Source organism: Nocardia ignorata NBRC 108230, from assembly GCF_001612905.1.
Taxonomy (GTDB): domain Bacteria; phylum Actinomycetota; class Actinomycetes; order Mycobacteriales; family Mycobacteriaceae; genus Nocardia; species Nocardia ignorata.
The window spans coordinates 139835-161024 of sequence record NZ_BDBI01000030.1 but is presented as its reverse complement, the minus strand read 5'-3'; the positions used below and the strand labels follow the sequence as shown (position 1 = coordinate 161024).

The 21190-nt window shown below is 67.7% G+C and carries 19 protein-coding genes; 6 read left to right on the top strand and 13 right to left on the bottom strand.

All coding sequences use genetic code 11. The annotated features are described in order from the left end of the window. Positions 1-50: 50 nt before the first annotated feature. The 3 genes from NI2_RS24510 to NI2_RS24500 all read right to left on the bottom strand — a co-directional run bounded on the left by NI2_RS24510 (position 51) and on the right by NI2_RS24500 (position 4741). Positions 51-3455, bottom strand: coding sequence for an arabinosyltransferase domain-containing protein (locus NI2_RS24510; RefSeq protein WP_067494851.1), 3405 nt, complete (start codon positions 3453-3455; stop codon positions 51-53). Positions 3456-3503: 48 nt separating this feature from the next. Continuing rightward, positions 3504-4013: a hypothetical protein gene (locus NI2_RS24505; protein ID WP_067494847.1), complete on the bottom strand. Its 510-nt coding sequence runs from the start codon at positions 4011-4013 to the stop codon at positions 3504-3506. Positions 4014-4204: 191 nt separating this feature from the next. Beyond that, the gene (locus NI2_RS24500) at positions 4205-4741 is read right to left on the bottom strand and encodes a hypothetical protein (protein ID WP_067494981.1); all 537 of its coding nucleotides are present in this window, start codon (positions 4739-4741) and stop codon (positions 4205-4207) included. A gap of 171 nt (positions 4742-4912) precedes the next feature. Between NI2_RS24500 and NI2_RS24495 the strand changes: the two genes are divergently transcribed. After that, positions 4913-5245, top strand: coding sequence for a PIN domain-containing protein (locus NI2_RS24495; protein WP_067494845.1), 333 nt, complete (start codon positions 4913-4915; stop codon positions 5243-5245). A 1-nt stretch (position 5246) separates the two neighbouring features. Here NI2_RS24495 and NI2_RS24490 read toward each other — a convergent pair whose 3' ends face one another. From NI2_RS24490 to dprE1, 3 genes are all read right to left on the bottom strand, one after another. After that, on the bottom strand, positions 5247-7217 hold the full coding sequence (locus NI2_RS24490; protein WP_067494842.1) for a galactan 5-O-arabinofuranosyltransferase: 1971 nt from the start codon (positions 7215-7217) through the stop codon (positions 5247-5249). Between the two features lie 149 nt (positions 7218-7366). Then, positions 7367-8146, bottom strand: a complete 780-nt coding sequence (dprE2, locus tag NI2_RS24485) for a decaprenylphospho-beta-D-erythro-pentofuranosid-2-ulose 2-reductase (protein WP_067494840.1) — start codon at positions 8144-8146, stop codon at positions 7367-7369. Beyond that, positions 8143-9570 (bottom strand): decaprenylphosphoryl-beta-D-ribose oxidase, encoded by a 1428-nt coding sequence (dprE1, locus tag NI2_RS24480; RefSeq protein WP_067494837.1) that lies wholly within the window; start codon positions 9568-9570, stop codon positions 8143-8145. The genes dprE2 and dprE1 overlap by 4 nt, the downstream gene beginning before the upstream one ends. A gap of 57 nt (positions 9571-9627) precedes the next feature. Here dprE1 and NI2_RS24475 point away from each other — a divergent pair, with 57 nt between their 5' ends. Further along, positions 9628-10083, top strand: coding sequence for a GtrA family protein (locus NI2_RS24475; protein WP_084457194.1), 456 nt, complete (start codon positions 9628-9630; stop codon positions 10081-10083). 1 nt (position 10084) lies between these two features. On the opposite strand, the gene NI2_RS24470 is transcribed toward NI2_RS24475, so the two are convergent. From NI2_RS24470 to NI2_RS24460, 3 genes are all read right to left on the bottom strand, one after another. After that, on the bottom strand, positions 10085-10708 hold the full coding sequence (locus NI2_RS24470) for a pyridoxamine 5'-phosphate oxidase family protein (RefSeq protein WP_067494834.1): 624 nt from the start codon (positions 10706-10708) through the stop codon (positions 10085-10087). Positions 10709-10847: 139 nt separating this feature from the next. After that, positions 10848-13010, bottom strand: coding sequence for a molybdopterin-dependent oxidoreductase (locus tag NI2_RS24465; RefSeq protein ID WP_067494831.1), 2163 nt, complete (start codon positions 13008-13010; stop codon positions 10848-10850). A gap of 106 nt (positions 13011-13116) precedes the next feature. Next, positions 13117-13608 carry a hypothetical protein gene (locus NI2_RS24460; RefSeq protein WP_174552230.1) on the bottom strand — a complete coding sequence of 164 codons (492 nt, stop codon included), beginning with the start codon at positions 13606-13608 and terminating at the stop codon, positions 13117-13119. Between the two features lie 180 nt (positions 13609-13788). Between NI2_RS24460 and NI2_RS24455 the strand changes: the two genes are divergently transcribed. Beyond that, positions 13789-14394, top strand: a complete 606-nt coding sequence (locus tag NI2_RS24455) for a DUF4282 domain-containing protein (RefSeq protein WP_067494828.1) — start codon at positions 13789-13791, stop codon at positions 14392-14394. Positions 14395-14515: 121 nt separating this feature from the next. Further along, the gene (locus NI2_RS24450; protein WP_067494825.1) at positions 14516-15361 is read left to right on the top strand and encodes a helix-turn-helix domain-containing protein; all 846 of its coding nucleotides are present in this window, start codon (positions 14516-14518) and stop codon (positions 15359-15361) included. A gap of 3 nt (positions 15362-15364) precedes the next feature. On the opposite strand, the gene NI2_RS24445 is transcribed toward NI2_RS24450, so the two are convergent. After that, the gene (locus tag NI2_RS24445) at positions 15365-15763 is read right to left on the bottom strand and encodes a MarR family winged helix-turn-helix transcriptional regulator (RefSeq protein ID WP_067494823.1); all 399 of its coding nucleotides are present in this window, start codon (positions 15761-15763) and stop codon (positions 15365-15367) included. 85 nt (positions 15764-15848) lie between these two features. Between NI2_RS24445 and NI2_RS24440 the strand changes: the two genes are divergently transcribed. Continuing rightward, positions 15849-17312, top strand: a complete 1464-nt coding sequence (locus tag NI2_RS24440) for an MFS transporter (RefSeq protein WP_067494820.1) — start codon at positions 15849-15851, stop codon at positions 17310-17312. 112 nt (positions 17313-17424) lie between these two features. Here NI2_RS24440 and NI2_RS24435 read toward each other — a convergent pair whose 3' ends face one another. After that, positions 17425-17973 (bottom strand): dTDP-4-dehydrorhamnose 3,5-epimerase family protein, encoded by a 549-nt coding sequence (locus tag NI2_RS24435; protein WP_067494818.1) that lies wholly within the window; start codon positions 17971-17973, stop codon positions 17425-17427. A gap of 3 nt (positions 17974-17976) precedes the next feature. Continuing rightward, positions 17977-18849 (bottom strand): glucose-1-phosphate thymidylyltransferase RfbA, encoded by an 873-nt coding sequence (gene rfbA / locus NI2_RS24430; RefSeq protein ID WP_067494815.1) that lies wholly within the window; start codon positions 18847-18849, stop codon positions 17977-17979. A gap of 242 nt (positions 18850-19091) precedes the next feature. On the opposite strand from rfbA, the gene NI2_RS24425 reads away from it, so the two are divergent. Next, positions 19092-20141: an alpha/beta hydrolase gene (locus NI2_RS24425; RefSeq protein WP_084476715.1), complete on the top strand. Its 1050-nt coding sequence runs from the start codon at positions 19092-19094 to the stop codon at positions 20139-20141. Between the two features lie 114 nt (positions 20142-20255). On the opposite strand, the gene NI2_RS24420 is transcribed toward NI2_RS24425, so the two are convergent. Next, the gene (locus NI2_RS24420) at positions 20256-20957 is read right to left on the bottom strand and encodes a DUF8020 domain-containing protein (RefSeq protein WP_067494812.1); all 702 of its coding nucleotides are present in this window, start codon (positions 20955-20957) and stop codon (positions 20256-20258) included. Positions 20958-21190: the final 233 nt, after the last annotated feature.

Here is a 21190-nt window from a genome sequence, read left to right as displayed (position 1 = left end):
TGAAACGGCAGCGCAACTGCCCGATCACTGCCCATGCGCTGCCCCAGTCTCTACCGCGCCCGGATGTCCGGCTCCTTCGCCCGTCCGGACTGGTCTACCACGCGCACCGTGATGTCGGCGGGCGGCGCCGGTTCGTACGGGGTGAACCGCTCCAGCGAGCCCCAGTCGCGACCGAGATCACGATCCAGGTAGGTGGGCACAGTCTCGGCCTTCATCAGCAGACCTGTCCACCCGAGCGGGCCGCCGCCGATGTCGTCCTGCCAGGCGTTGGCCGCGTCCGAACCCACCCGGTCGGGCAGGATTCGCCACTTCGGCGCCTCGGCGACACCGTCGTGGTGCTCGAACGGGCGCTGACACGGGAACGCCAGGCCGACGTGCCAGTCCAGCAGCACAGGGTCGGTGTGCCCGACCACCGAGTCGAGGGAGGCCAATTTCGGCAGGCGCGGCGGGGTCACCGCGAGCCACTGCTTCTGGGTGATGTCGTTGTCGGTGGCGACCAGGCGCACCGCGTTCACGCCCGCGGGCAGACGGTCCAGCGGCACGCGCAGGTTGCGCCACGACGGCGACGGGCCGATGTCGAGCGGCTGGATCGAGCCGGTGACCTGCACCGATCCGTCGTCGGCGCGGGTGCCGTACTCGACGACCAGGTCCTGGCCGTAGTGCACGACGCCGTCGTTGTCGACGTAGCGGATGCGGCCCGCGGCGGTGACGACCAGGGCCTGGTAGGCGGGATCATCGCGCACGGCGTCGACATCGGCGCCGTACCACTGCGAGGTCAGCTTCGCCTGCTGCTGCACACCGTCCTGGTAGGAGCCGAGCACCGGCGTGCGGGCCGGGTCGAGGCCGAACGGCAGGGCGACGGTGCTGCCGTTGATGCCCGCCTCGGTGCTCGTGCCGCCGCCGGTACCCGCGCCGGTGGTGTTGGTCGTCTTGTTGGCCGAGTCCTTGTCGACGGAGTTGGCCCCGCCGACCACGGTCTCGTCGGCGTCGGCGGTGAGGTCGGCGGCCACCCCGTTCGGGGTGAAGGCCACCGATTCGGTGCTCAGCCCGTCGGCGGGGGCGCTGGTGATCGGGGTGAGCAAGGAATCGGCCGTATTCGTCTCCACCAGTACGTCGTTGGCCAAAGCGCACGTATTTCCCTGCAGCGACTCGATATTCGACTTGGCGATCGAATAGGCCGGGTACTGCGTGACCGCGCCCTTCAGCATCGAGGCCACCTCGAACGCCACGAGCAGCGCGGCCGCGATCGTCAACGGCATGGTGGCGAAACGGTCGAAACGGGCTGGGCGCGAAGGCTTGCGGTACGGGTCGCGCAGGTGGAAGTACAGGGCGACGAGCAGGGCGAGCACGCTGAGCCCGAGCAGTAGCGTCGACACGCCCTTGCCCGCGACCATCGGCGCCTTGTCCCAGAACGGCACCCCGAAGCTGGACACGTACCACCAACCGTTGGAGCCGGTGAACGTGAGCGCGAGCAGGAACAGGACCGCCGCGGTGAACAGGGCGCGATTGCGTGGTGCGCGAATACCATTGGCGCCCACCGCGACAGCGGCCAGTGCGGCAAGTGAGCCCGCCAGGCCCGCGTACACACCGAAGTGGTGTGTCCACTTGGTGGGCGTCCACATCATCAGCAGCAGCGCACCGAACACGATGCCGAGTATGCGCACCGACGGGCCGCGCGAGGTGCCGGGGATGCGGCCCTTGCGCAACACCTGCAGGATGCACACCAGCAGGCACAGCAGCATCACCAGGACGCCGAAACGTCTGGCCAGCGAGCCGTCGGGGGAGAGCATGAACAGCGAATCCCAGCGGGTGCGTTCGTCGAACCACGCCGCGTTGGGGCCGACCAGGGTGCGCACGCGGGTGGCTTCCATGACGGTCGCCAGAGTCTGGTCGGCGAAGACGACGATCAGCACGAGGGTGCCCGCGGCTATGCCCGGGGCCAGGAGGGCGGCGTAGCGGAAGATCTTTATGGCCAGGGAAAGTCGGCCGGATGCGGCATCGTCCGCGTCGGCGATATCCGCTGCCGTGGCCTGTTCGGCACGTGACCTCCGTGCCTCTTCGGCAGCGTCGAGTCCGTCTCTGTCAGCGGCGATTTCGCGAGGACGCAGACCTTGAGCGCGTTTGATGATGATCTGCATGACCGGGCGCGTGCCTGCGATGAGCGCGGCGATGCAGATGAGTCCGGTCGGACCCGCGGCCAGGGAGAACGCGGCGATGAGGATCGCGAGTGCGGCGGGGAGCAGGCGGGCGGTGGCGATCGCGCGTTCGATGGCGCACCAGGTGAGCAGGGCGCCTGCCGCGATGAGCGGTTCGGGGCGAAGACCGTTGTCGTAGGGGAGCCAGAAGGCGAGGAACACCAGGCCCGCCGTCCACAGCGCCACCTTGTCGCGCCGCACCCGGGCACCGAGGCGGGGCAGCACCTCTCGGCTGATCACCGCCCAGCACACCAGGCCCGCGACGAGCGCGGGCAGCCGCATCCACGGGCTGGCGTCGGAGATCTTCGTCATCCAGGCCAGCAGCTCGTAGGACCATCCGAACGGCGCCTCGGGCACCCCGAACCAGCGGTAGTAGTTCGCCATGTAGCCCGACGGGCCGGAGGCGCGCGCCATGTTCAGGATGTAGCCGTCGTCGGAGGTGTTCGCGCCGATCACATGCCAGCCGAGCAGCGTCGCCACCACGACCACGTCGGTCGGCGTGATGCGCCACCAGTGCCGGGGCAGGAAGTGACGGGCGCGGCGGCCGTCGGCGCGGTCGAGCAGGTGCAGGGCGACCAGCGCGACGAGAGTGGCGAGCGCGGCCACGATCATCACGGCCAGTTTCAGCGGCGTCGGGGTGGAGGTGAAGCGGGAGTCGATATCGGCGTGGAACCGGGCGCCGGTGAGCTGGGTTTCGTCGAGATCGGTGTACACCCCGACGATCTGCGGCCGCTTGTCCACGGTGACGGTGTTGCGGAACGGGCTGCCGTCGGCCCGCGTCACCCCGACGAACTCGACAGTCGTCGCGGCGATGGTCGACTCGATCGCGATGTGGTCGCAGTTCGCGATCTCCTCGATCGGCGCCGACAGCATCGGCACATCGCGGGCCTGCACCGTGAGCACGCCCTCGCGCGCGACGACACTCAGACCCTTGGTGATCTGCTCGGATTCGGCCGGGATCGTGGTGAGCAAGGTCGTCGGCTGCGGTGTGGGGTTCTCGCCCTCCGGGCCGCGCACATCAGCGCCGGGCAGTCCGCGCAGCACCGGACACGGCAATTGCGCGTTCACCTGCTGGGGCACATACGACACCAGTGGTGCTTGCACACTCGTCGCACCCGCCTGCGGCCAGTCGAGGCTCGCGCGGTCCTGGCGCACCGGCAACAGCGGTGTGAGCAGGGCAAGCACGAACCCGAGCAGCCCACAGACGAGGGCGATCAGGCGGTATCGGGTGAACGCTCGTTCAGATCGGTCCGGTCGCACGGGGGTTGATGCTAGCCACCCGACCCGATCGTGCGGGGGCGCCGCGTCCTATCCGGTCATCCTGTTCGACCAATCGAGCTGCGAGCGGGCCCAATCGGGAATCTCCGCGGCCGGACGCGGGTAGGCCACGAACTCCGCGCGCAGATCGTCGACCGATACCTCGGGCATCCAGTCGGCGACGGTGCCCGGCGAGTAGGTGGCCTTGAAACGGGTGGGTCCGGCGATGAAGATCTCCGCACTCAGCCAGGCGCCGACCGCCGGGTCGTAGGACATGCGCTTGTGGTCGGCCAGGTATTCGACGACCTCGGTCGGCGGCACCATATTGGTGACCGACCCATCGCGCTCCTTGACCTGAACGCCCGCCACCAGATGCCCGCCGACCTGCAGCGACCACAGCAAGGCGAACTTCTGACCGGGGGAGAGCATGGCGATCGCGGCATCGACCACGAACTTCTCGATTTCGCCGAGTGAGTGCAGTTGTTCCCGTGGCGCAGGTTCGGCGTCCTGGCGGTGTTCCCGCATCAGGAAATCGATTCGCTCCGGTCTGCTGAGCGTCATAGCTATACCTCTGCATCCGTACCGATCAGCGCTACCAAAACTGATTTCGGTCGGCCGAACTTGTCAACATTTCGCAGCGTACTCGCCCCGTCCGACGGACTGTGCGGTTTGTTCGCTGCAACCGCACATATTGTTGTCTATCGGTGCTCCGCACACCAGTAGCTACCGGGTGTCTATGGACACATGTCCGGTCAGGCTGCCGATGCGCGCAGGGCGAACCAGCCGTCGCCGGGGTCGGCGAAACCGTGGTAAACGAGGGGTACCCGCTGGTCCACGCCGAAAAACTGGTACACCGCCGCCATCGCCTGACGCACCGAGTGCGCCTGGAAGTCGTCGATGCGCCGGGCTGCGATCCGGTGTTCGGGCAGCATCGAGAGCCGGGTGAGCTCCGCCGGATCGTCCACATCGAGCCCGATCGGCGCCGGTTCCTCGATCAGATGGTCGTGCAGCACCGTGCGCGCCGCGGTGGGATCGTGCCGTGGGCCGGTGAACGCCACCCGTTGCACCCGGGCGAGCCCGGGCAGATTCAACGGCGTGCGCACCGCCTCGATGAGGTCGATCAGTTCGGGATCGGGCTCGGGCCCCCGTTCGGCCACCGGCGCCTGTTCCAGCAGATGCAGCATCTGCCCACCCCGAACCAGCGGCTCGGGCACCACGAACACACTGATACTCGGACAGGCGCAGTTCATTCCGGTGAGGCACACCCTGGTGTGCAACGGATCGGACATGAAGTCCTCCTCCGGTAACGGGCCACCCGGACCCACAACGTGCAGGATCGATAACCTTCGCCATCCGCCGACCCCCACCGACGACGACCGTTCCGCACCGCCAAGTGTAGTGCGCCTCCCCGCCCGGAAGACAGGGTTGGTGAAACTCGATTGCGGCAGGACCCTCCCGAGATGGGCCGGCGAGCCACAACCCTGCTCGCGGGGACCGACGAGTTCTACCTTCCGGATCTCATCCTCGCGGAAACCGTGTACGTCCTGCAGTGCGTGTACCGGGTGCCCAGGCCCGAGGTCGCGGCACTGGCCCGTGCCGTGATCGGCTCCCGCAATATCCAGACCGACGATCCGGCCGTCCTCATCCGGACGGTCGATGTGTATGAGCACCAACGGCTTTCATTCGCCGATGCCTACCGCGTCGCGCTCGCCGAAGCCGACTCCGATTCGGTGATCGCGTCGTTCGACAAAGGGATCGGCAAGGTCGGCACCGTGCGCCGTATCGAGCCTTGATTCAGCGGTTGACGGTGATGAGGGTGAAGGGGCCGATGTCGGTGGTGGTGAAGGCTGGGGAGGCGAAGAGTGGGCGGGGGAAGGTGACGGTGTAGCGCTTGACGTTGGGGTCGTTGGGGTAGACGTCTTCGGCGAGGCGGAGGGTGTAGTTGTCGCCGTCGCGGCGGAAGAGGAAGGCGTCGGGGGCGCGCCAGGGGGCGGCCGACATGGCGTCGAGGAGGGCCTGGGGGGAGTCGAGTCTGCTCCAGGCGGCGATGGTGTCGGCGCGGGCCTTGAAGTCGGCGAGGGGGTTCGCGTAGTGCGAGGTGAGGGCCTGGAAACCGAAGTAGGGGTAGAAGGACAGGAAGCTGGTGTCGGCCGTGAGGACGACGGATTCGTCACGGGGACGGCCGGTTTGCGCCACTAGAGCCTCGTCGACGGCGTGGTAGTAGGCCACGGCGGAGGGACGGCGCTTGTCGCCGCGTTCACCGAAAGTGCCGTAGGCGTCGGGTGTTTCGGTGGGCACCGTGTCGGTGTAGGCGGTGTCGATCTCGTGGACCAGAACGGTGGGGATCGTCTGGACGAAGGCCATCGCGCCGAGCACCGCGAGCGCGGCGGCCGCGGTACGCACCGGCGCGGGTTCGTTCAGCGCCTGATACACCGCGCGGCCGCCCTCGACGAAGCCGAAAACGCCTGCGGCGGCGAGCACGGCGAGCAGCACCGGTTCCAGCCGGAACGACAACAGGGTGGTGCCCACTGCCGTCGCCGCCATCGACAGCGATGTCCACAGGTAGATCGCCACCACACCGATGCCGAGCGCCTGCGCCCGCCGCGACGATCCCGCCCGCACGACCAGCCACAGCGACCCGAGCAGGCACAGCGCCCCACGCAGGGAGAACTCGAGCATCGGGAACGCCAGCTGCGCACCCGACTCGGGCAGATAGTGGAAAGCGTTGCCGGAGGGCAACTTCGCACCCGACAGCATCTTCAGCAGATACGGCGTCCACACCACCAGCGCCACCGCGATCGCGAGCACGCCGATCGCCGCCAGCCGCGTGAACGGCACGACAACCACCCGCCACGCCGGCTCGGTGGTGACGGCCGCATCGCGCTTACCGATCGCCCGCCCGCTCGCCCGCCGTGCGTACAGCGCGCACGCGGCGGCGATCACCGCCATCAGCACAACGGTGAACGCCGCGATCGCCAGGTACAGCGTGTAGAAACACGCCGCGACCCCGAGGAACAGCCCGGTCCCGAGCACCGCGCCCCACCCACCCGAGCGGCGGTGCAGCGCACCCCACGCCAGCACGAGCACCGGCGGAATGAACACGACCAGCACGGCCCCGTACGCCTCCGGCGAGGCATAGGCCAAGGTCATCGCGGTCACCGCGGCCGCGGCGCCCACGGCCGTGTCGGCGCGCACCAGCTGCGCCCACAGCACGAGCGCCACCGTGGCGGCCACGGCGAGCATGCCGATCGAGTACGGCTTGAACGCCTCCCAGCCGTCCATGCCGAGCAGGTTCGCGACCCGCCCACCGATCCAGAACCATCCGGCCGGATAGAACGGTGGCAGATCCACGTAGGTCATGTCCCGCAGTGCCGCACTGTCGGTGAGCCGCGTCAGATACTCGGTGCGGAATTCCTGGTCGACCGAAACACCGAACAGGTACAGCTTCGTCGCCGCCAACGGCATCCCGAGCGTCACCGTGACGAATCCCGAAATGCCCACCCAGGACGCGAGTTTCGCGACCACGGGCCATTTCCGCAGCCGGATCAGCAACACCGATACCACCAGCAGCCCCACCGAGACGACCTGCCCGACTGTGGTCAGCGCCCGAGTCACGTTGGAGGAGTTGAACGCAGGCCACTGCACCGCCGAGAACGCGAACAAGCCGACCACCGCCACGACCAGCGCGACGAGCGCCGCCGCGGCACCTTCGGCGAGACCGGTCGCTGTCGCGCGCCCCGCCCGCACGTTGTCATCGGTAGTCATCGGCGCGCATTCCTCCGGGTCCACTCTGCTCGACGGTCCGGGTCAGCCTAGTGGAGGGCTCGGGCTCCGTCGGCTCGCGCCGATGCCCCCGGCACAAAGAAACTGCCGCACCGCCGGAATGGCGGTGCGGCAGTCGCGATGGCTCCCGATCAGATGGGAAGCTTGCGGAAGATCGGGCGCGGCACGTGGCGCAGGGCCGACATCACGAAGCGGGCCTCGTTGGGGGTCCACACGATCTCGGTGCCCTTCTCCGAGGCGGCGACGGCCTGGCGGGCGACGTCTTCCGGGTTGACCGTGAGCGGCGCTTCCTTGGAACCGGTCGCTTCCCAGTGGGCCTTGGTCGCTGAGGTACGCACCTGCATCGGCCGCACGACGGTGACGCGCGGACCGTAGGGGCGAAGCGCTTCGCCGAGACCCAGGTAGAAGCCGTCGAGGCCGGCCTTGGTCGAGCCGTACACGAAGTTCGAGCGACGCACCCGCTCACCCGCCACCGACGACATCACGATGAACCGGCCGTGACCCTGCGCCTTGAACTTGTCGCCGACCAGCACACCCACCGACACACCGGCGGTGTAGTTGATGCCGACGGTCATGACCGCCTTGCGCTGGTCCTGCCACAGCTGCTCGGCATCGCCGAGCACACCGAACGCCACGATCGCGACATCCACGTCACCACCGGCGAACGCGGCGTCGACGACCTTCGGGTGCGAGTCGGTGTCGAGCGCGTCGAAGTCGATGACCTCGACGGCCGTGGCACCGGCCCCCTTCAGCTCGGCGACGGCGTCGTCGAGCAGCGGGTCGCCGGGCAGGTTCCCCAGGATGATCCGCGCGGGGCTCTTGCGCAGGTACTCCGCGCAGATCGCGAGACCGATCTCGGAGGTGCCGCCGAAGAGCAGGATGGTCTGCGGGTTGCCAACTGCGTTGATCACTGGAGCTCCAGCCTCCTGGCCATATCGGACATGAACACGCCGTTCGGGTCGACGCTGCGGCGGACCTTGATCCACTCGTCGATCCGGGGGTACATCTTGTGGAAGGTCTCGGCGCTGGTGCGCGAGTCCTTCGCGGTGTAGAGACGGCCGCCGAATTCCATCACGCGGCGGTCGAGCTCGGTGACCAGCTCGTTGAGGCCCGGCTTGATCGGGAAGTCCACGCAGATGTTCCAGCCCGGCATCGGGAAGCTCAGCGGCGCGTCGTTACCGGGGCCGAACAGCTTGAACACATTCAGCGCCGAGTAGTGGCCCGAGGCCTGGATGTCGATGATGATCCGCTTGAACTCCTCGACCGCCTCGGTCGGCACCACGAACTGGTACTGCAGGAACCCGTTGGAACCGTAGCCACGGTTCCACTCCGAGATCATGTCGAGCGGGTGGTAGAACTGCGTCAGGTTCTGCACCTTGCCGGTGTAGTTCCCGCCCATCGCGTAGTACGCCTCACCGATGGCCGACAGCGTCAGCTTGTTCATGGTGAAGTTCGGGAAGATGTCCGGCACGGTCATCAGGTGCGGCGCGTCGAACTTCAGTGGCTTCTTCTGCAACCGCTCGGGCAGTTCGTCGAGCTTGGCGAGGCGACCACGGGTGATGGTGGCGCGGCCCAGCTTGGGCAGCGGGCTGATCACGTCGAACCAGGCGCTCGAGTAGGTGTAGTTCGCCTCGCTGCCGTCGCTGTGCGCGGCGACCGTCTCGTCGAGGGTCGCGGTCTTCACACCGTCGTTGAGGAAGTAGGCCGTCTCCGTCGGCGCCATCTCGATGGTCGCGCGCAGGATGATGCCGGTGAGCCCGTTGCCGCCGACCGTCGCCCAGAACAGCTCGGCGTCGTTGTCGGGTGACACCGTGCGCACCGAACCGTCCGCGACGAGCAGGTCGATCGAGCGGACGTGGTTGCCGAAGCTGCCCTCGCTGTGGTGGTTCTTGCCGTGGATATCGGAGGCGATGGCGCCGCCGATGGTCACCTGGCGGGTGCCGGGTAGCACGGGAACCCACAGCCCGAACGGGAGCGCGGCCTTCATCAGCTGGTCCAGGCTCACGCCGCCGTCCACGTCGACCAGGCGGGTGTCGCGGTCGATGCGGTGGATGCGGTTGAGCGCGGGCATGTCGATGACGAGGCCGCCCGCGTTCTGGGCGTGGTCGCCGTAGGAGCGGCCGAGGCCACGGGCGATCACGCCGCGTCGCAGATGCGCCGGCTTGCTGTCGTTGTCCTCGGCGACCATGCGCACGGCCTCGGCGATCAGCTCGGGATCGCCGGTCGAGAGCACTTCGGCGGAGGTGGGTGCGGTGCGACCCCAACCGGTGAGCTTGCGCGTACGCGTAGGAAGCGTAAACGGCCCGTCGTTGGTGGTCGAAATGTTCTCAGACATCGGCTTAGAGGCTACAGGCATGGCACAACCTGTGACCGGTCTCGTACCCTTCCTCACGTGCAAGCACAGCCGCATCTGCCCCTGCCCCCCGAAATTCCCCTGGTCGACGAGCCGGGGGGTACCGATGTCGATCTGAAGACTCAGATTGTCCGGTTCACCCTCACGGGCGGTTTCTCGGCGATCGTCGACTTCGGCTTGCTGCTGCTGCTGTCGAACGTGCTCGGGGTGCCGGAGGTGCTCGCCAAGGCGATCAGCTTCATCGCCGGGACGACGACGGCCTACCTGATCAATCGTCGCTGGACGTTCCAGGCCGAGCCGAGCCGCAAGCGGTTCGTGGCGGTCGTCGCGCTGTACGCGGTGACGTTCGCCGTGCAGCTCGGGATGTATGCCGCGTTCGCGTTCGCGCTGCCCGACCAGTGGTGGCGTCAGGCGGTGGCGTTCGTCGTGGCGCAGGGCACGGCGACGGTGATCAACTTCGTCGTGCAGCGTGTGGTGATCTTCAAGATCAAGTAGGTCAGCCGGCTTTGACTTCGGCGTGCTGGCGGCCCGCCTTCACGCCGAAGTAGTCGCCGCCCTTGGCGCGGACGTTGTCGGTACCCCATTCGCGGCGGTCGCGGGAGACGGGAATCATCTGCGGAATGTGCTTGCGGCAGTGGATGTATGCCTCTTCCACGTCGACGACCACCCACACCTGCGCGGCTTTGCCCCGTTCCGCGGGTGGCAGATCGCTGACGGCCTCGCGTAGCTCGCTGTCGGCGACCATGCGGGCCTTCCCGTTCACGTGCAGGCCGATGAGGTCGCGGACGAAGTCGATCATCAGGATCCCGACGTGCGGGTTCTCGAGGATATTGCCGAGGCTGGCCATCACCCCGTTACCACGGTATTCGGGGTACGCAATCGTGCGATCGTCGATCACGTGCAGGAAACCGGGGGTGCCTGCACGGAAGCTGGCGTCGCATTCGCCGTGCGCGTCGGCGGTGGAGATGAACGCCATGTCCATCCGGGTGACGAATTCCATCATCATCGGGTTCAGATAGTCGATGACCTGGTCGTCGTAGAACCGTTCGGCGCGTTCGGTGGTGCCCAACGTTTCCTGAAGTTCGTGCTCTCCGTCGCTGCCGACCTGTGTTCCAGGCATCGGGGGCCCCTCTGCTGCCGAAGTGCTGTGACCACAATCTCATTGGAGTCTAGGGGAGTTCGGCGCGCGGCGTGGCGAGTCCAGTATTGCGAAGGACCGTAACGGGCGGTTTGCTTCGGGTTTCCTGGACGACGACCGATCAGGCCGGACCGACCGTCACCGGCACACCGTTGAAGACGGCGGTTCCGGTGATCGCGTCGACGATCGAATTGTCGGTCAGCGCATTGGCATTCACGCCTGCGTGCGCGCGGGCCACCGACTGGGTGGTGCTCGCGGCGTGTCCCCACCCGTGCGGCAGGCTCACCACCCCGGGCATGATCGCCGACGTCAGCTCCACTTGCACGGTCAGTGAGCCGGCGGCCGAGGTGATCTCGGCCGCCTCGCCGATGCCGAGGCGGTCGGCGTCGTCGGGGTGGATGTGCAGGGTGCAGTGGTTGGATCCGCCGACGAGTGCCTCGATGTTGTGCATCCAGCTGTTGTTGGAACGCAGCTGCCTGCGCCCGATCAGCACCATGGGCGGCGCACTCGCCGCGAGCCCTTCCCGGAGACGCGACACATCGGCGAGCAGCGGCTGCGGTGCCAGGTCGACGCGTCCCGTTGCGGTCAGCAGCACTCCGGGCAGACGTGGCTCCAGCGGGCCGAGGTCGATGCCGTGCGGGTTGTCGAGGAGGGTGCGCAGGCCGAGGTCGCCGCCGTTCCACGCGCCGTACGGGCCGAGTTTGAGCATCAGGTCGACGCGCTGTTCGGTGGTGTCGGCGCCCTCGAGCTCGTCGCGCCGGTCACTCATGCCCGCCTTGTGCAGCATGCCTGCGATGACCAGTTCGTCGATCATCGCGACGGCCTCGTCGCTGTGATGCGGCTGTCCGCTCACGGCCGCGGCGAGCCGGGCGAGCACCGCCGATTCCGACGGCCTGCCGTCGAGCGGCACCAGGGGGCGCGAGTAGCGCGCGTAGTTGCGCACCGCGAAGTGCAGCAGCGCGAAGTCGTAGTGCGGTGACTGGATCGAACGAGGCGGCGGCAGAATCACATTCGCGTGCCGGGTGGTCTCGTTGACGTACCGGTCGACGCTCACCATGAAGTCGAGCCCGGCCAGTCCCACGTCGAGCCGCGCGCCGCTCGGTGCGGAGAGCACCGGGTTGCCCGCCACCGTCACCAGCGCGCGGATCTGACCTTCACCAGGGGTTTCGAGTTCGTCGGCGAGGGTGGCGACGGGGAGTTCGCCCATGGTTTCGGGCAATTCGCGCACCCGGCTGGTCCAGCGGCCCGGCCGGAACGGCTTGGTGCGGGTGATGCCGAGTGCCGCGGGGGTGGCGAACATGGCGCCACCGGGGGCGTCGAGATTGCCGGTGAGGACATTGATCGCATCGACAAGCCACTGTGTGAGCGTGCCGAATTCGGTGGTGCACGTGCCGATTCGGGCATAGACGGCGGCCGTCGGGGCGGCGGCGAGTTCGCGGGCGATGCGGCGGATGGTCTCGGCCGGAATGCCGGTGCGTTCCGTCGCGACCTCGGGGGTGAAATCCGCGGCGGCCGCGCGTAGTTCGTCGAGGCCGTCGACCTCCACGCTCACGTCGGCCAGGTTTTCGGCGAACAACGTGTGCACCACCGCGAAGAGCAGATACGCATCGGTGCCGGGTCGGATGAAGAGGTGTTCGTCGGCCAGCTCCGCCGTGCGCGTCGCCCGCGGATCGACAACGACGAGCTTGCCGCCGCGCGCCCGCAACGCCTTCAACCGTCCGGGGAAGTTGGGCGCCGTGCACAGCGAACCGTTCGATTCCAGCGGGTTGGCGCCGAGCATCAGCAGGTAGTCGGTGCGGTCGAGGTCGGGAACGGGCACGACCATCGGGTCACCGAACATCAACCCGGCGGCCACCTGCTTGGGCATCTGATCGGCGGTGCTCGCCGAGTACACGTGCCGGGTGCTCAGCGCGCGGACCAGCGCGGGTGCGTAGAGGGCGCCCGCGATCGTGTGGGCGGTGGGATTGCCGAGGTAGACGGCGGTGGCGCCGGTGCCGTGTGCCGCGTGGACGGCTGCGAAACGTTGCGCGATCAGGTCGAACGCCTCGTCCCAGCTCGCCGGGCGGAAGTCGGCGTCGTCGCGGATGAGCGGAGTGGTGACCAGGTCGGGGTCGTCGTCGAGCTTGCCGAAACCGGCGCCCTTCGGGCAGATGAAGCCCTTGCTGAACGGATCGTCGCGGTCGCCGCGCACCGAGAGCACCCGGTCGTTGTCGTCGAGGGTGATGCTCAGGCCGCAGACGGCCTCACAGAGCGGACAGGTGCGAAGCAACGAACGCGGAGCCATGGTTCATGCCTACTCCACCCCGGCCGCTCGGCACCGGGAAACGCAGAAAACCCGCGAGGCGACGTGGGGATCCGTCGCGGTCGCGGGTTGGCTGTGGAAAGCTGCCTCAGCAGGCCACGGTCAGGGTGGCGCGCTTGCGGGTGGCGGCGGCGCGCACGGCGGCACCGAGCGCGACGACCGGCGGGATCCAGCGGGCCTCGGACGGGGCGACGCCCCAGGACGCCGAACCGGCGGCCAGCTGGGTGGGCGGCAGCGGGATGCTCGCACCGTCGGTGTGCACCAGCACACCGGCCTCGCGCATCGCGGCGATGGCCATGGTGGCCTTGGCGACGCCGGTCACCAGGTGGATCTCGCGACGCTCGGCGCCGGGGATCTCGATCACGGGGCCGGACAGGTTGTTGGCGCGCAGGAAGCGGCGGACCTCGCCTGCCATCTCGCCGGTGATCTCGATGGCCGAAACGTTCTCGTCGGTCACCAGGCACAGGCCGTTGGTGGTTTCGGCGACGTTCCAACCCCGCGCGGCGTAGTCCAGCGCGGCGGCACCCTTGTCGGCGGCCATAGTGTTGGTCGGAAACGTCGTGCGCACTGTGTTCTCCATTCCCCGAAGAGCTCTGTTCCTGCGTTCATGGGCGTATCGGCCCAAGGTGGCCGAGTTGTTACGCGGATTCCGAAAAATAATCGAGAGTGTCTGCTTCGTCTCATTCGACGAACCTTCGCTATCGCAGGTTCGGTCCCCGTGGTGTTGGCGTGTCGTCGGAAAGCGGGCAGGATTCGGACCATGACCGACGTGCCGAACACCACCCCGGCCGGTGAGCCGGAGGCCGAGGAGTTCGAGGCCGAATCCCGCTGGCTCTCTTGGAAAGAGGCCGACGTGAAGCGTACGGCGTCGCGTTCGCGAGAGCAGGCCGAGGACTCCGAAGAGACCGAGGCGATGAGGCTCGCGCGCGACGCGGGCTTCGACGATCCGTTCCGCAGCACCCGCTCGGCCACCCAGTGGGGCGCCGAGGCGCTCCGCTCCCTGCTCGACGTGCAATTCCGCAGGCCCGCGACCCGCACGCTGCTGCCGCTGGCCTACATCCTGTGCGTGATCTCCTTCGCGATCGGCCTGCCGATCGCGCTGACGGTGCTGATGTGGAAGGCCTCGGCGGTGCTCGGTGTGCTCGCCGCGCTCGTGGCCGTTCCGCTCGGGCTCACCATCGCCGCGTCGGTGCGGTTGATGCTCGAATTCGCCGACAACGCCGCCCGGCTCGCGGGCCGGGTCGAGCACATCAGCGAACTCGCCGACGGACTGTTCCAAGCACTGTCCGATGTGGCCGAACCGGTGAATCAGTTGTCCGAAGATGTTCGCGCCGTTCAGTTCTGGCGGTTCCGGAAGAAGAAGTAGGTCTTGCGCGGTGTCCGATTCATTGTGAAACAATCCGTCCGCAGATCTGATGATGCGTCAGCTGCGAACGGCGGCCTCCAGAGGACAAGGGGGAGGCCGGATTTGGATACAGGGGGGAAGTATGGCTTCACCGCAGGGCGTCACCGGTTCGACCATGCCGCGCAGGCAGCTGGGCAGGCACTTACGTGACCTGCGCAATCGTGCGCGGATGACCACCAGAACCGCGGCGGCGCAACTCGAGTGGTCGGAAGCGAAGATCTGGCGGATCGAAACAGGGCAGACATCGCTACGCAGCCTCGATGTCGAGGCCATGTGCAAGGTGTACGGCGCGCCCGCCGATCAGGTGGAACCGTTGGCGGCGCTGGCTCGCGAAACCAAGGCAAGGGGATGGTGGACGAGTTACGGCGATGTGATTCCGGAGGGCTTCGAGGTCTACATCGGGCTCGAAGAGGCGGCGGCCGAGCTGTCGATCTACGAGGACGGCCTGGTCCCGGCGCTGTTGCAGACCGAGGACTACACCAGGGCGCTGCTCGAACGCACGGTTGCCGAACTCACCGACGCCGACCTGGAACGGCGGCTGCGGGTGAGCGCGGCCAGGCAGACGTTGCTCACCAGGGCGGGCTCACCGTTGCGGCTGCGGGTGGTGCTCGCCGCGTCGGTGCTGTCGCGCCGGATCGGTGACGATCGGGTGCTCGCCGGTCAGCGTGCGCGGCTGCGTGAACTGGCCGAACGCGACACCGTCGACATCCGGGTGATCCCGGACGACTGCGGCTACCACGCCGGGCTCGAGTCGGGCCGGTTCACCGTGCTCGATTTCGACGGCGACAACGCGGTCGACAAGCAGGAACCACCGGTGGTCTACGTGGAGACCTTCGCCGGTTCGGTCTATCTCGACAAGCCGGCCGAATTCGACCGCTACCGAGCCGCTTTTGCCGACATCACCGCCGCCGCGAGCGCGACGGTGTAGCTCCTACCAGGAGTCGGTGAGCACCGAACGGTGCGTGGGCAGGGCCTGGTCGTAGACCGCCCTGCCCTTTTCCGTGAGCTTGACGAAACACGCCCGCCGATCGCCGTCGCAGGTGATGCGTTCGACCAGGTCGTCGCGTTCGAGCCGGGCCACGGCGCGTGAGAGAGCGCTCTGACTCAGGTAGATGTCGCCGGACAGGTCGGTCATGCGGTACTTCTCGCAGGCCGCGTCGACGAGACGGTCGAGGATCTCGAACTCGCTGAGTCCGATCCGGTGTTCGTTCTGAAGCGCCTTCTCCAGTGCGCAGCTCACGGCAGCGTGCCGGTCGAGCAATGCGCGCCACTGGCCGACCAGCTCGGTGGGCGCTTCGTTGCGCCGAGCTGTGTTGGCCGGGTTCGACATGCGGCCATCTTAGTGCGCCCGGCCAATCCATGCAACTGCATTAAATGTGTTGGCATTAAATGCGCATGCATGTAATGTCCTCCGCATGACTTCGCCAGCAACGCTCTCGGCCACCGAGGCGACCGACCCGACCCGGTGGTCCGCTCGCCTCTGGGGCCTGCTGATCACCCTGTGCATTGTTCTGTTCCTCGACGGCCTCGATGTTTCGATGATCGGCGTCGCCCTGCCGTCCATCGGCGCCGAACTCGATATGTCCACCTCCACCCTGCAGTGGCTCGTGGGCGGTTACGTCCTCGGCTACGGCGGCCTGCTGCTGCTCGGCGGCCGCACGGCCGACCTGCTCGGGCGCCGCAAGGTGTTCCTCGTCGCCCTGGCCGTCTTCGCGGTCGCGTCCCTGATCGGTGGCCTGGTCAGCGACCCGACGCTGCTGATCGTCACCCGCTTCGTGAAGGGCCTCGCCGCCGCGTTCACCGCGCCGACCGGCCTGTCGATCATCGCCACCACCTTCGCCGAAGGAAAAGCGCGCAACAAGGCGCTGTCCATCTACACCGTGTTCGGCGCGGGCGGTTACTCCATGGGCCTGCTCTTCGGCGGCCTGATGACCGGCGTCGGCTGGCGCTGGACCTTCCTGCTGCCGGTCCCGATCGCCGTCGCCGCGTTGATCTCGGCGTTCGTGCTGATCCCCAAGGACGGCAAGGCCGAGGAAGGCGGCCACGATCTGCTCGGCGCGCTGCTGTCCACCTCGGGCATGCTGCTGCTGGTCTACACCGTGGTCACCGCGCCCGAGGTCGGCTGGGCCTCGGCCCGGACCGTCGTCTCGTTCATCGCCGTGGTCGCCCTGTTCGCCGCGTTCGTCGTCACCGAGCAGCGCGTCACCCACCCGCTGGTCCGGCTCGGGATCCTGCGCAAGGTGTCGCTGGTGCGGGCCAGCCTGGCCATCATCGCGGTCGCCGGCTCGTACTTCAGCTGGCAGTTCATCGTCACGCTGTACCTGCAGGACACCCTCGGCTGGTCGCCGCTGAAGCTCGCCATGGCGCTGCTGCCGGTCGGCATCCTTGTCGTCGCCTCGGCGTTCTTCTCCGACAAGCTGATCGACCGCTTCGGCACCGGGCCGGTGATCGCCGTGACCATGTCGGTGATGGCCGTCGGTTACCTGCTGTTCCTGCGGATCGACACCGCGCCCGACTACCTGACCGTGCTGCTGCCGGCGGTCCTGCTGATCGGCATCGGCTGGGTCGGCTTCCCCGCCATCAACGTGCAGGCCACCAGCGGTATCGACGACGAGGAGCAGGGCCTGGCGGCCGGCGTGCTGCAGACCTCCATGCAGGTCGGTGCGGCCGTGGTACTCGCGGTGACCACCGCCATCGTCACCTCCGGTGCCGCGCACGGCACCTCGCCGCAGCAGATGCTCGACACCTACCGCCCCGGCCTCGAGTTCGCCGCCGGTGTCACGGTGCTCGGCGCACTGGTCGCGCTCACCGTCTTCTGGCCGCGTAAGCGGGTCGCCGACGCGCCGGTGGTCGAGGAGAAGGTGCTCCAGACTGTCTGATCGGAGCGCTGAAGGCACCACCGTGTCGCGGTGGTGCCTTTTCGGCGTGCCGGGCAACCACGGGTATTCGGACGCGAGGCCTTCCGGGCCGAAAACCCCGCGGCGCCAGCCGCTAATGTAACCGCGGCGCTGCCTGGTCCTTGGCGGAGCGGATGAAGGTGAGCGGGCGGCCGTCGCGGCCCTCGGTCGGCCAGTCGATGGCCAGCCGGGGGTCGAAAGCGTCCAGGTCACGGTCGAATTCGGGGGTGTACTCGAGCGAGCACAGGTAGGTCACCGTCGAGTAGTTCTCCAGCGAGAGGATGGCGTGGCCGAGCCCCTCGGACAGGAACACCGAGCGGCGGTCCACGTCGTCGAGCAGCACGCTGTCCCAGCGGCCGTAGGTGGGCGAACCCGGTCGCAGGTCGACGACCACGTCGAGAAAGGCGCCGCGCACACACGTCACATACTTTGCCTGGCCCGGCGGGTCCTCGGTGTAGTGGATGCCGCGCAGCACTCCAGCGGCCGACACCGAGGTGTTCACCTGGTGCAGGTCGAAGGGCCGCCCGGTGGCCTTCTCGAACTCCGAGGCCTTGAACGACTCGCAGAACATGCCGCGGTCGTCGCCGAGCAGGCGGGGAGTGACCACCCACGCGCCGGGGATGGCCAGTTCACGGATCTCCATGCGCTACCAGTCTTTTCCGCGGTCGATCAGGTCGAGCAGGTAGCGGCCGTAGCCGGAGCGAACCATCGGCTCGGCCAGTTCGCACAGCTGGTCGTCGGAGATCAGGCCGCGCCGCCACGCCACCTCCTCGGGCACCCCGATCTTGAGGCCCTGGCGTTCCTCGATGGTCCGCACGTAGTTGGCGGCGTCGAGCAGCGAGTCGAAGGTGCCGGTGTCGAGCCAGGCGGTGCCGCGTGCGAGCACGTCTACGCTGAGCCTGCCCTGCTCGAGATAGGCGCGGTTGATGTCGGTGATCTCGTACTCCCCGCGCGCCGACGGACGCAGCTCGCGCGCGATCTCGACCACGTCGTTGTCGTAGAAGTACAGACCGGGGATGGCGTAGTTGGAGCGCGGCACCTTCGGCTTCTCCTCGATGGAGACAGCGCGACCGTCCACGAACTCCACCACGCCGTAGGCGGTGGGGTCGCTCACCCAGTAGGCGAACACCGCGCCGCCGTCGATGTCGTGGAAGCGGTGCAGGCTGGCTCCGAGGCCGGGGCCGTGGAAGATGTTGTCGCCGAGCACGAGCGCGGCGGGTTCGGTGCCGATGTGGTCGGCGCCGAGTACGAAAGCCCTGGCCAGGCCGTCGGGTTCGGGCTGGACCACGTAGCTGATCGACACACCGAACTGGCTGCCGTCACCGAGCAACCGGGTGAACGCCTCGGCATCCTCCGGCGTGGTGATGACGAGAATGTCGTCGATCCCTGCCAACATGAGGGTGGACAAGGGGTAATAGACCATCGGTTTGTCGTAGACCGGGACGAGCTGCTTGCTCACCCCGCGCGTGATCGGGTGCAGCCGCGATCCGGTGCCGCCCGCCAAGATGATTCCGCGCATAGGTGGCAAGTCTGCCAGCTCCGGTGCCGCAGGAGTCGGGGAGGTTCCGACACGTGGACGAATTGATCACGAACGTTTCGCGGCCGGGTGTGTCGGTCGATAACTGGGACACGACGGCGTTCATCTGATTATGTGAGCGTCGATGTGTGAAACATCACTGTGTTAGATGTCAGCGTCGACATCCGATCCGGGGCTCGCACCCGGGCCACCGAGTCGACGCGCCAGTGTGAGGTAGGTGCGCGATGGAAGCCTCGAAGATCGGCAGGCCCGGTGTGTTGGGCGGGATCGTTCCCGCCGCCCCCAGGGTCACCACCAGCCCGAAGGCGGCGGGAATCGTCGTCAACTCCGGGCGGACGAGCACCGCGTCGCGCGTGCTGATGGGCGCCTGCGTCGGCGTCGTCGGACCGCTGCTGCGCACCGTCCCCATTAACCGGACAACCATCCCCATCGGCGGAATCGCCGTCGACCTGCTCGCGCGCCTGCGTCCCGAACCGACGGGCATCGAGCGCGAACAGATCCAGCTCGACGGATTCAAGATGGAGATGATCCGTCCCGCAGGCGCCTCGCGGGCGCTGCGCCACGGCGCGCTGCTGTATCTGCACGGTGGCGGCTTCGCCGTCTGCGGGTTGTCGACCCATCGGGCCGTCGCCGCCGGGCTGGCCAGGCGGACCGGTCTGCCGGTGCTCAATGTGGAATACCGTCAGCTGCCGGGTTCGATCGACGCCGCCATCGACGACTGCGTCCTGGCCTACCGCTGGCTGCTGCGCCACGGCGCCGATCCGGGCCGGATCGTCTTCGCCGGTGACTCGGCGGGCGGGTTCCTCACCTTCGCCACCGCGCTGCGCGCCCGCGACATCGGATTGCCGTTGCCCGCGGGTCTCATCGGCTTGAGTCCGCTGCTCGATCTGGACTACCGGGCGAAGAAGGACTACGTGAATGTGCGCCGCGACGCCTACATTCCGCTGGCCGGGCTGGAGGCCGTGGTCCGCCTCGGCGCCGAGCACGAGGGTCCGCTCGACGCGAAGCTGTCGCCGGTCAACGCCGACCTGGCCGGGTTGCCCCCGGTACTGCTGATCGCGGCCGAAGACGAATTGCTGCGCTACGACTGCGAACTCATGGCCCATCGGCTCGGTGCGGCGGGTGTGCCGCACACACTCGAGCTGTGGCGGGGGCAGGTGCACGCCTTCATGAGCATCCTGCCGGACATGCCGGAGAGCCGTTCGGCGCTCGGACGGGTCGCCAAGTTCGTGCGGGAGGCGGTGGCGCCCGCCGAACGTGCCCGCACCGCCTGACCTCGAAACGACAGGTGCCCCGCCGCGACTCTTTCGAGTCGCAGCGGGGCACCTGGCGTACCTGCTCGCGAATGTGCTTACGTGAGTCCGGTTATCGCACGTTCCGAACCGGAATTACTTGGCCGGCGGGGTGAACGGCGAGGTGACGGTGGCGAAGTACTGGATCGCCGCACCGATGGCAACCGGAGCGGTGATGAACAGCTGACCGGCGAGCACACCGAGGAAACCGACAGCGGCGGCACCGGCGATGCAGCCGGCCAGCGGGCCCGCGCCGAACAGGGCCAGGAGGGCACCGGTCAGGACCAGACCGGCACCGGCACCGGCGATGCAGCCGACAGCCGCGCCACCGAGGCCACCGACGAGGGCACCCATGGTGGCGCCGACGGAGATGGTGTCCTTCAGACGGTTGAACGCCGCGACCTCACGGTCGTACTCGGACTTCCAGGGCGCCTGCGCCTCGTAAGGCAGGGCGACCGGCTTGTAGACGGCCTTGGCCGGGTCCATCACCGGGGTCAGGGTGGCGGTGTTGCCGGAGATCTCGGCCACGATCGGGAGCTCGTGCTCTTCGATGCGGAACGCCAGCAGGGTGCCCGCGACGACGGTGCCGTCGGCCGCCTTGATCTTCAGGACATTGTCCTCGACGACCATCGAGCCGGCGTCGGTGGTGACGACGGCCTTCGAGTCCTCGACGATTTCGGCGGTGTAGTTGATCGGGGCAGCGGCGGCCGGGGCCTCTTCGGCGTGCGCGGTGCCGGCGGCGACGCCCATGGCAGCGATCAGCAGCGCCGAAGTGGCGGCGAATTTCCTCATCAGCATTTTTGTTGAACCTCGATGTTGGAGCGTTCGGAGGGGACCCGATGATCAAAAGCCCCCGCAGCTAACGAGCGGTGAACCACCTGTGTACTTCTATTCAAATTCTGTTCACCGTTGATACCCCAGGGCCGGTGCGCACCTAGAAACCTGAGTGCCGACTAGGGTTTTTCTCAGGAAAGCAGACCCCGGGTCGTAACCTGAACGCGCCCGGTGTGACGGACATCACGGTGTAAATA

Bases quoted from the DNA above. Each gene is read 5' to 3' on its own strand.
- NI2_RS24505 (WP_067494847.1), bottom strand. From the start codon at position 4,013: ATGACGCTCAGCAGACCGGAGCGAATCGATTTCCTGATGCGGGAACAC.
- NI2_RS24500 (WP_067494981.1), bottom strand. From the start codon at position 4,741: ATGTCCGATCCGTTGCACACCAGGGTGTGCCTCACCGGAATGAACTGC.
- NI2_RS24495 (WP_067494845.1), top strand. From the start codon at position 4,913: ATGGGCCGGCGAGCCACAACCCTGCTCGCGGGGACCGACGAGTTCTAC.
- NI2_RS24490 (WP_067494842.1), bottom strand. From the start codon at position 7,217: ATGACTACCGATGACAACGTGCGGGCGGGGCGCGCGACAGCGACCGGT.
- dprE1 (WP_067494837.1), bottom strand. From the start codon at position 9,570: ATGTCTGAGAACATTTCGACCACCAACGACGGGCCGTTTACGCTTCCT.
- NI2_RS24470 (WP_067494834.1), bottom strand. From the start codon at position 10,708: ATGCCTGGAACACAGGTCGGCAGCGACGGAGAGCACGAACTTCAGGAA.
- NI2_RS24465 (WP_067494831.1), bottom strand. From the start codon at position 13,010: ATGGCTCCGCGTTCGTTGCTTCGCACCTGTCCGCTCTGTGAGGCCGTC.
- NI2_RS24460 (WP_174552230.1), bottom strand. From the start codon at position 13,608: ATGGAGAACACAGTGCGCACGACGTTTCCGACCAACACTATGGCCGCC.
- NI2_RS24455 (WP_067494828.1), top strand. From the start codon at position 13,789: ATGACCGACGTGCCGAACACCACCCCGGCCGGTGAGCCGGAGGCCGAG.
- NI2_RS24450 (WP_067494825.1), top strand. From the start codon at position 14,516: ATGGCTTCACCGCAGGGCGTCACCGGTTCGACCATGCCGCGCAGGCAG.
- NI2_RS24445 (WP_067494823.1), bottom strand. From the start codon at position 15,763: ATGTCGAACCCGGCCAACACAGCTCGGCGCAACGAAGCGCCCACCGAG.
- NI2_RS24440 (WP_067494820.1), top strand. From the start codon at position 15,849: ATGACTTCGCCAGCAACGCTCTCGGCCACCGAGGCGACCGACCCGACC.
- NI2_RS24435 (WP_067494818.1), bottom strand. From the start codon at position 17,973: ATGGAGATCCGTGAACTGGCCATCCCCGGCGCGTGGGTGGTCACTCCC.
- rfbA (WP_067494815.1), bottom strand. From the start codon at position 18,849: ATGCGCGGAATCATCTTGGCGGGCGGCACCGGATCGCGGCTGCACCCG.
- NI2_RS24425 (WP_084476715.1), top strand. From the start codon at position 19,092: ATGGAAGCCTCGAAGATCGGCAGGCCCGGTGTGTTGGGCGGGATCGTT.
- NI2_RS24420 (WP_067494812.1), bottom strand. From the start codon at position 20,957: ATGCTGATGAGGAAATTCGCCGCCACTTCGGCGCTGCTGATCGCTGCC.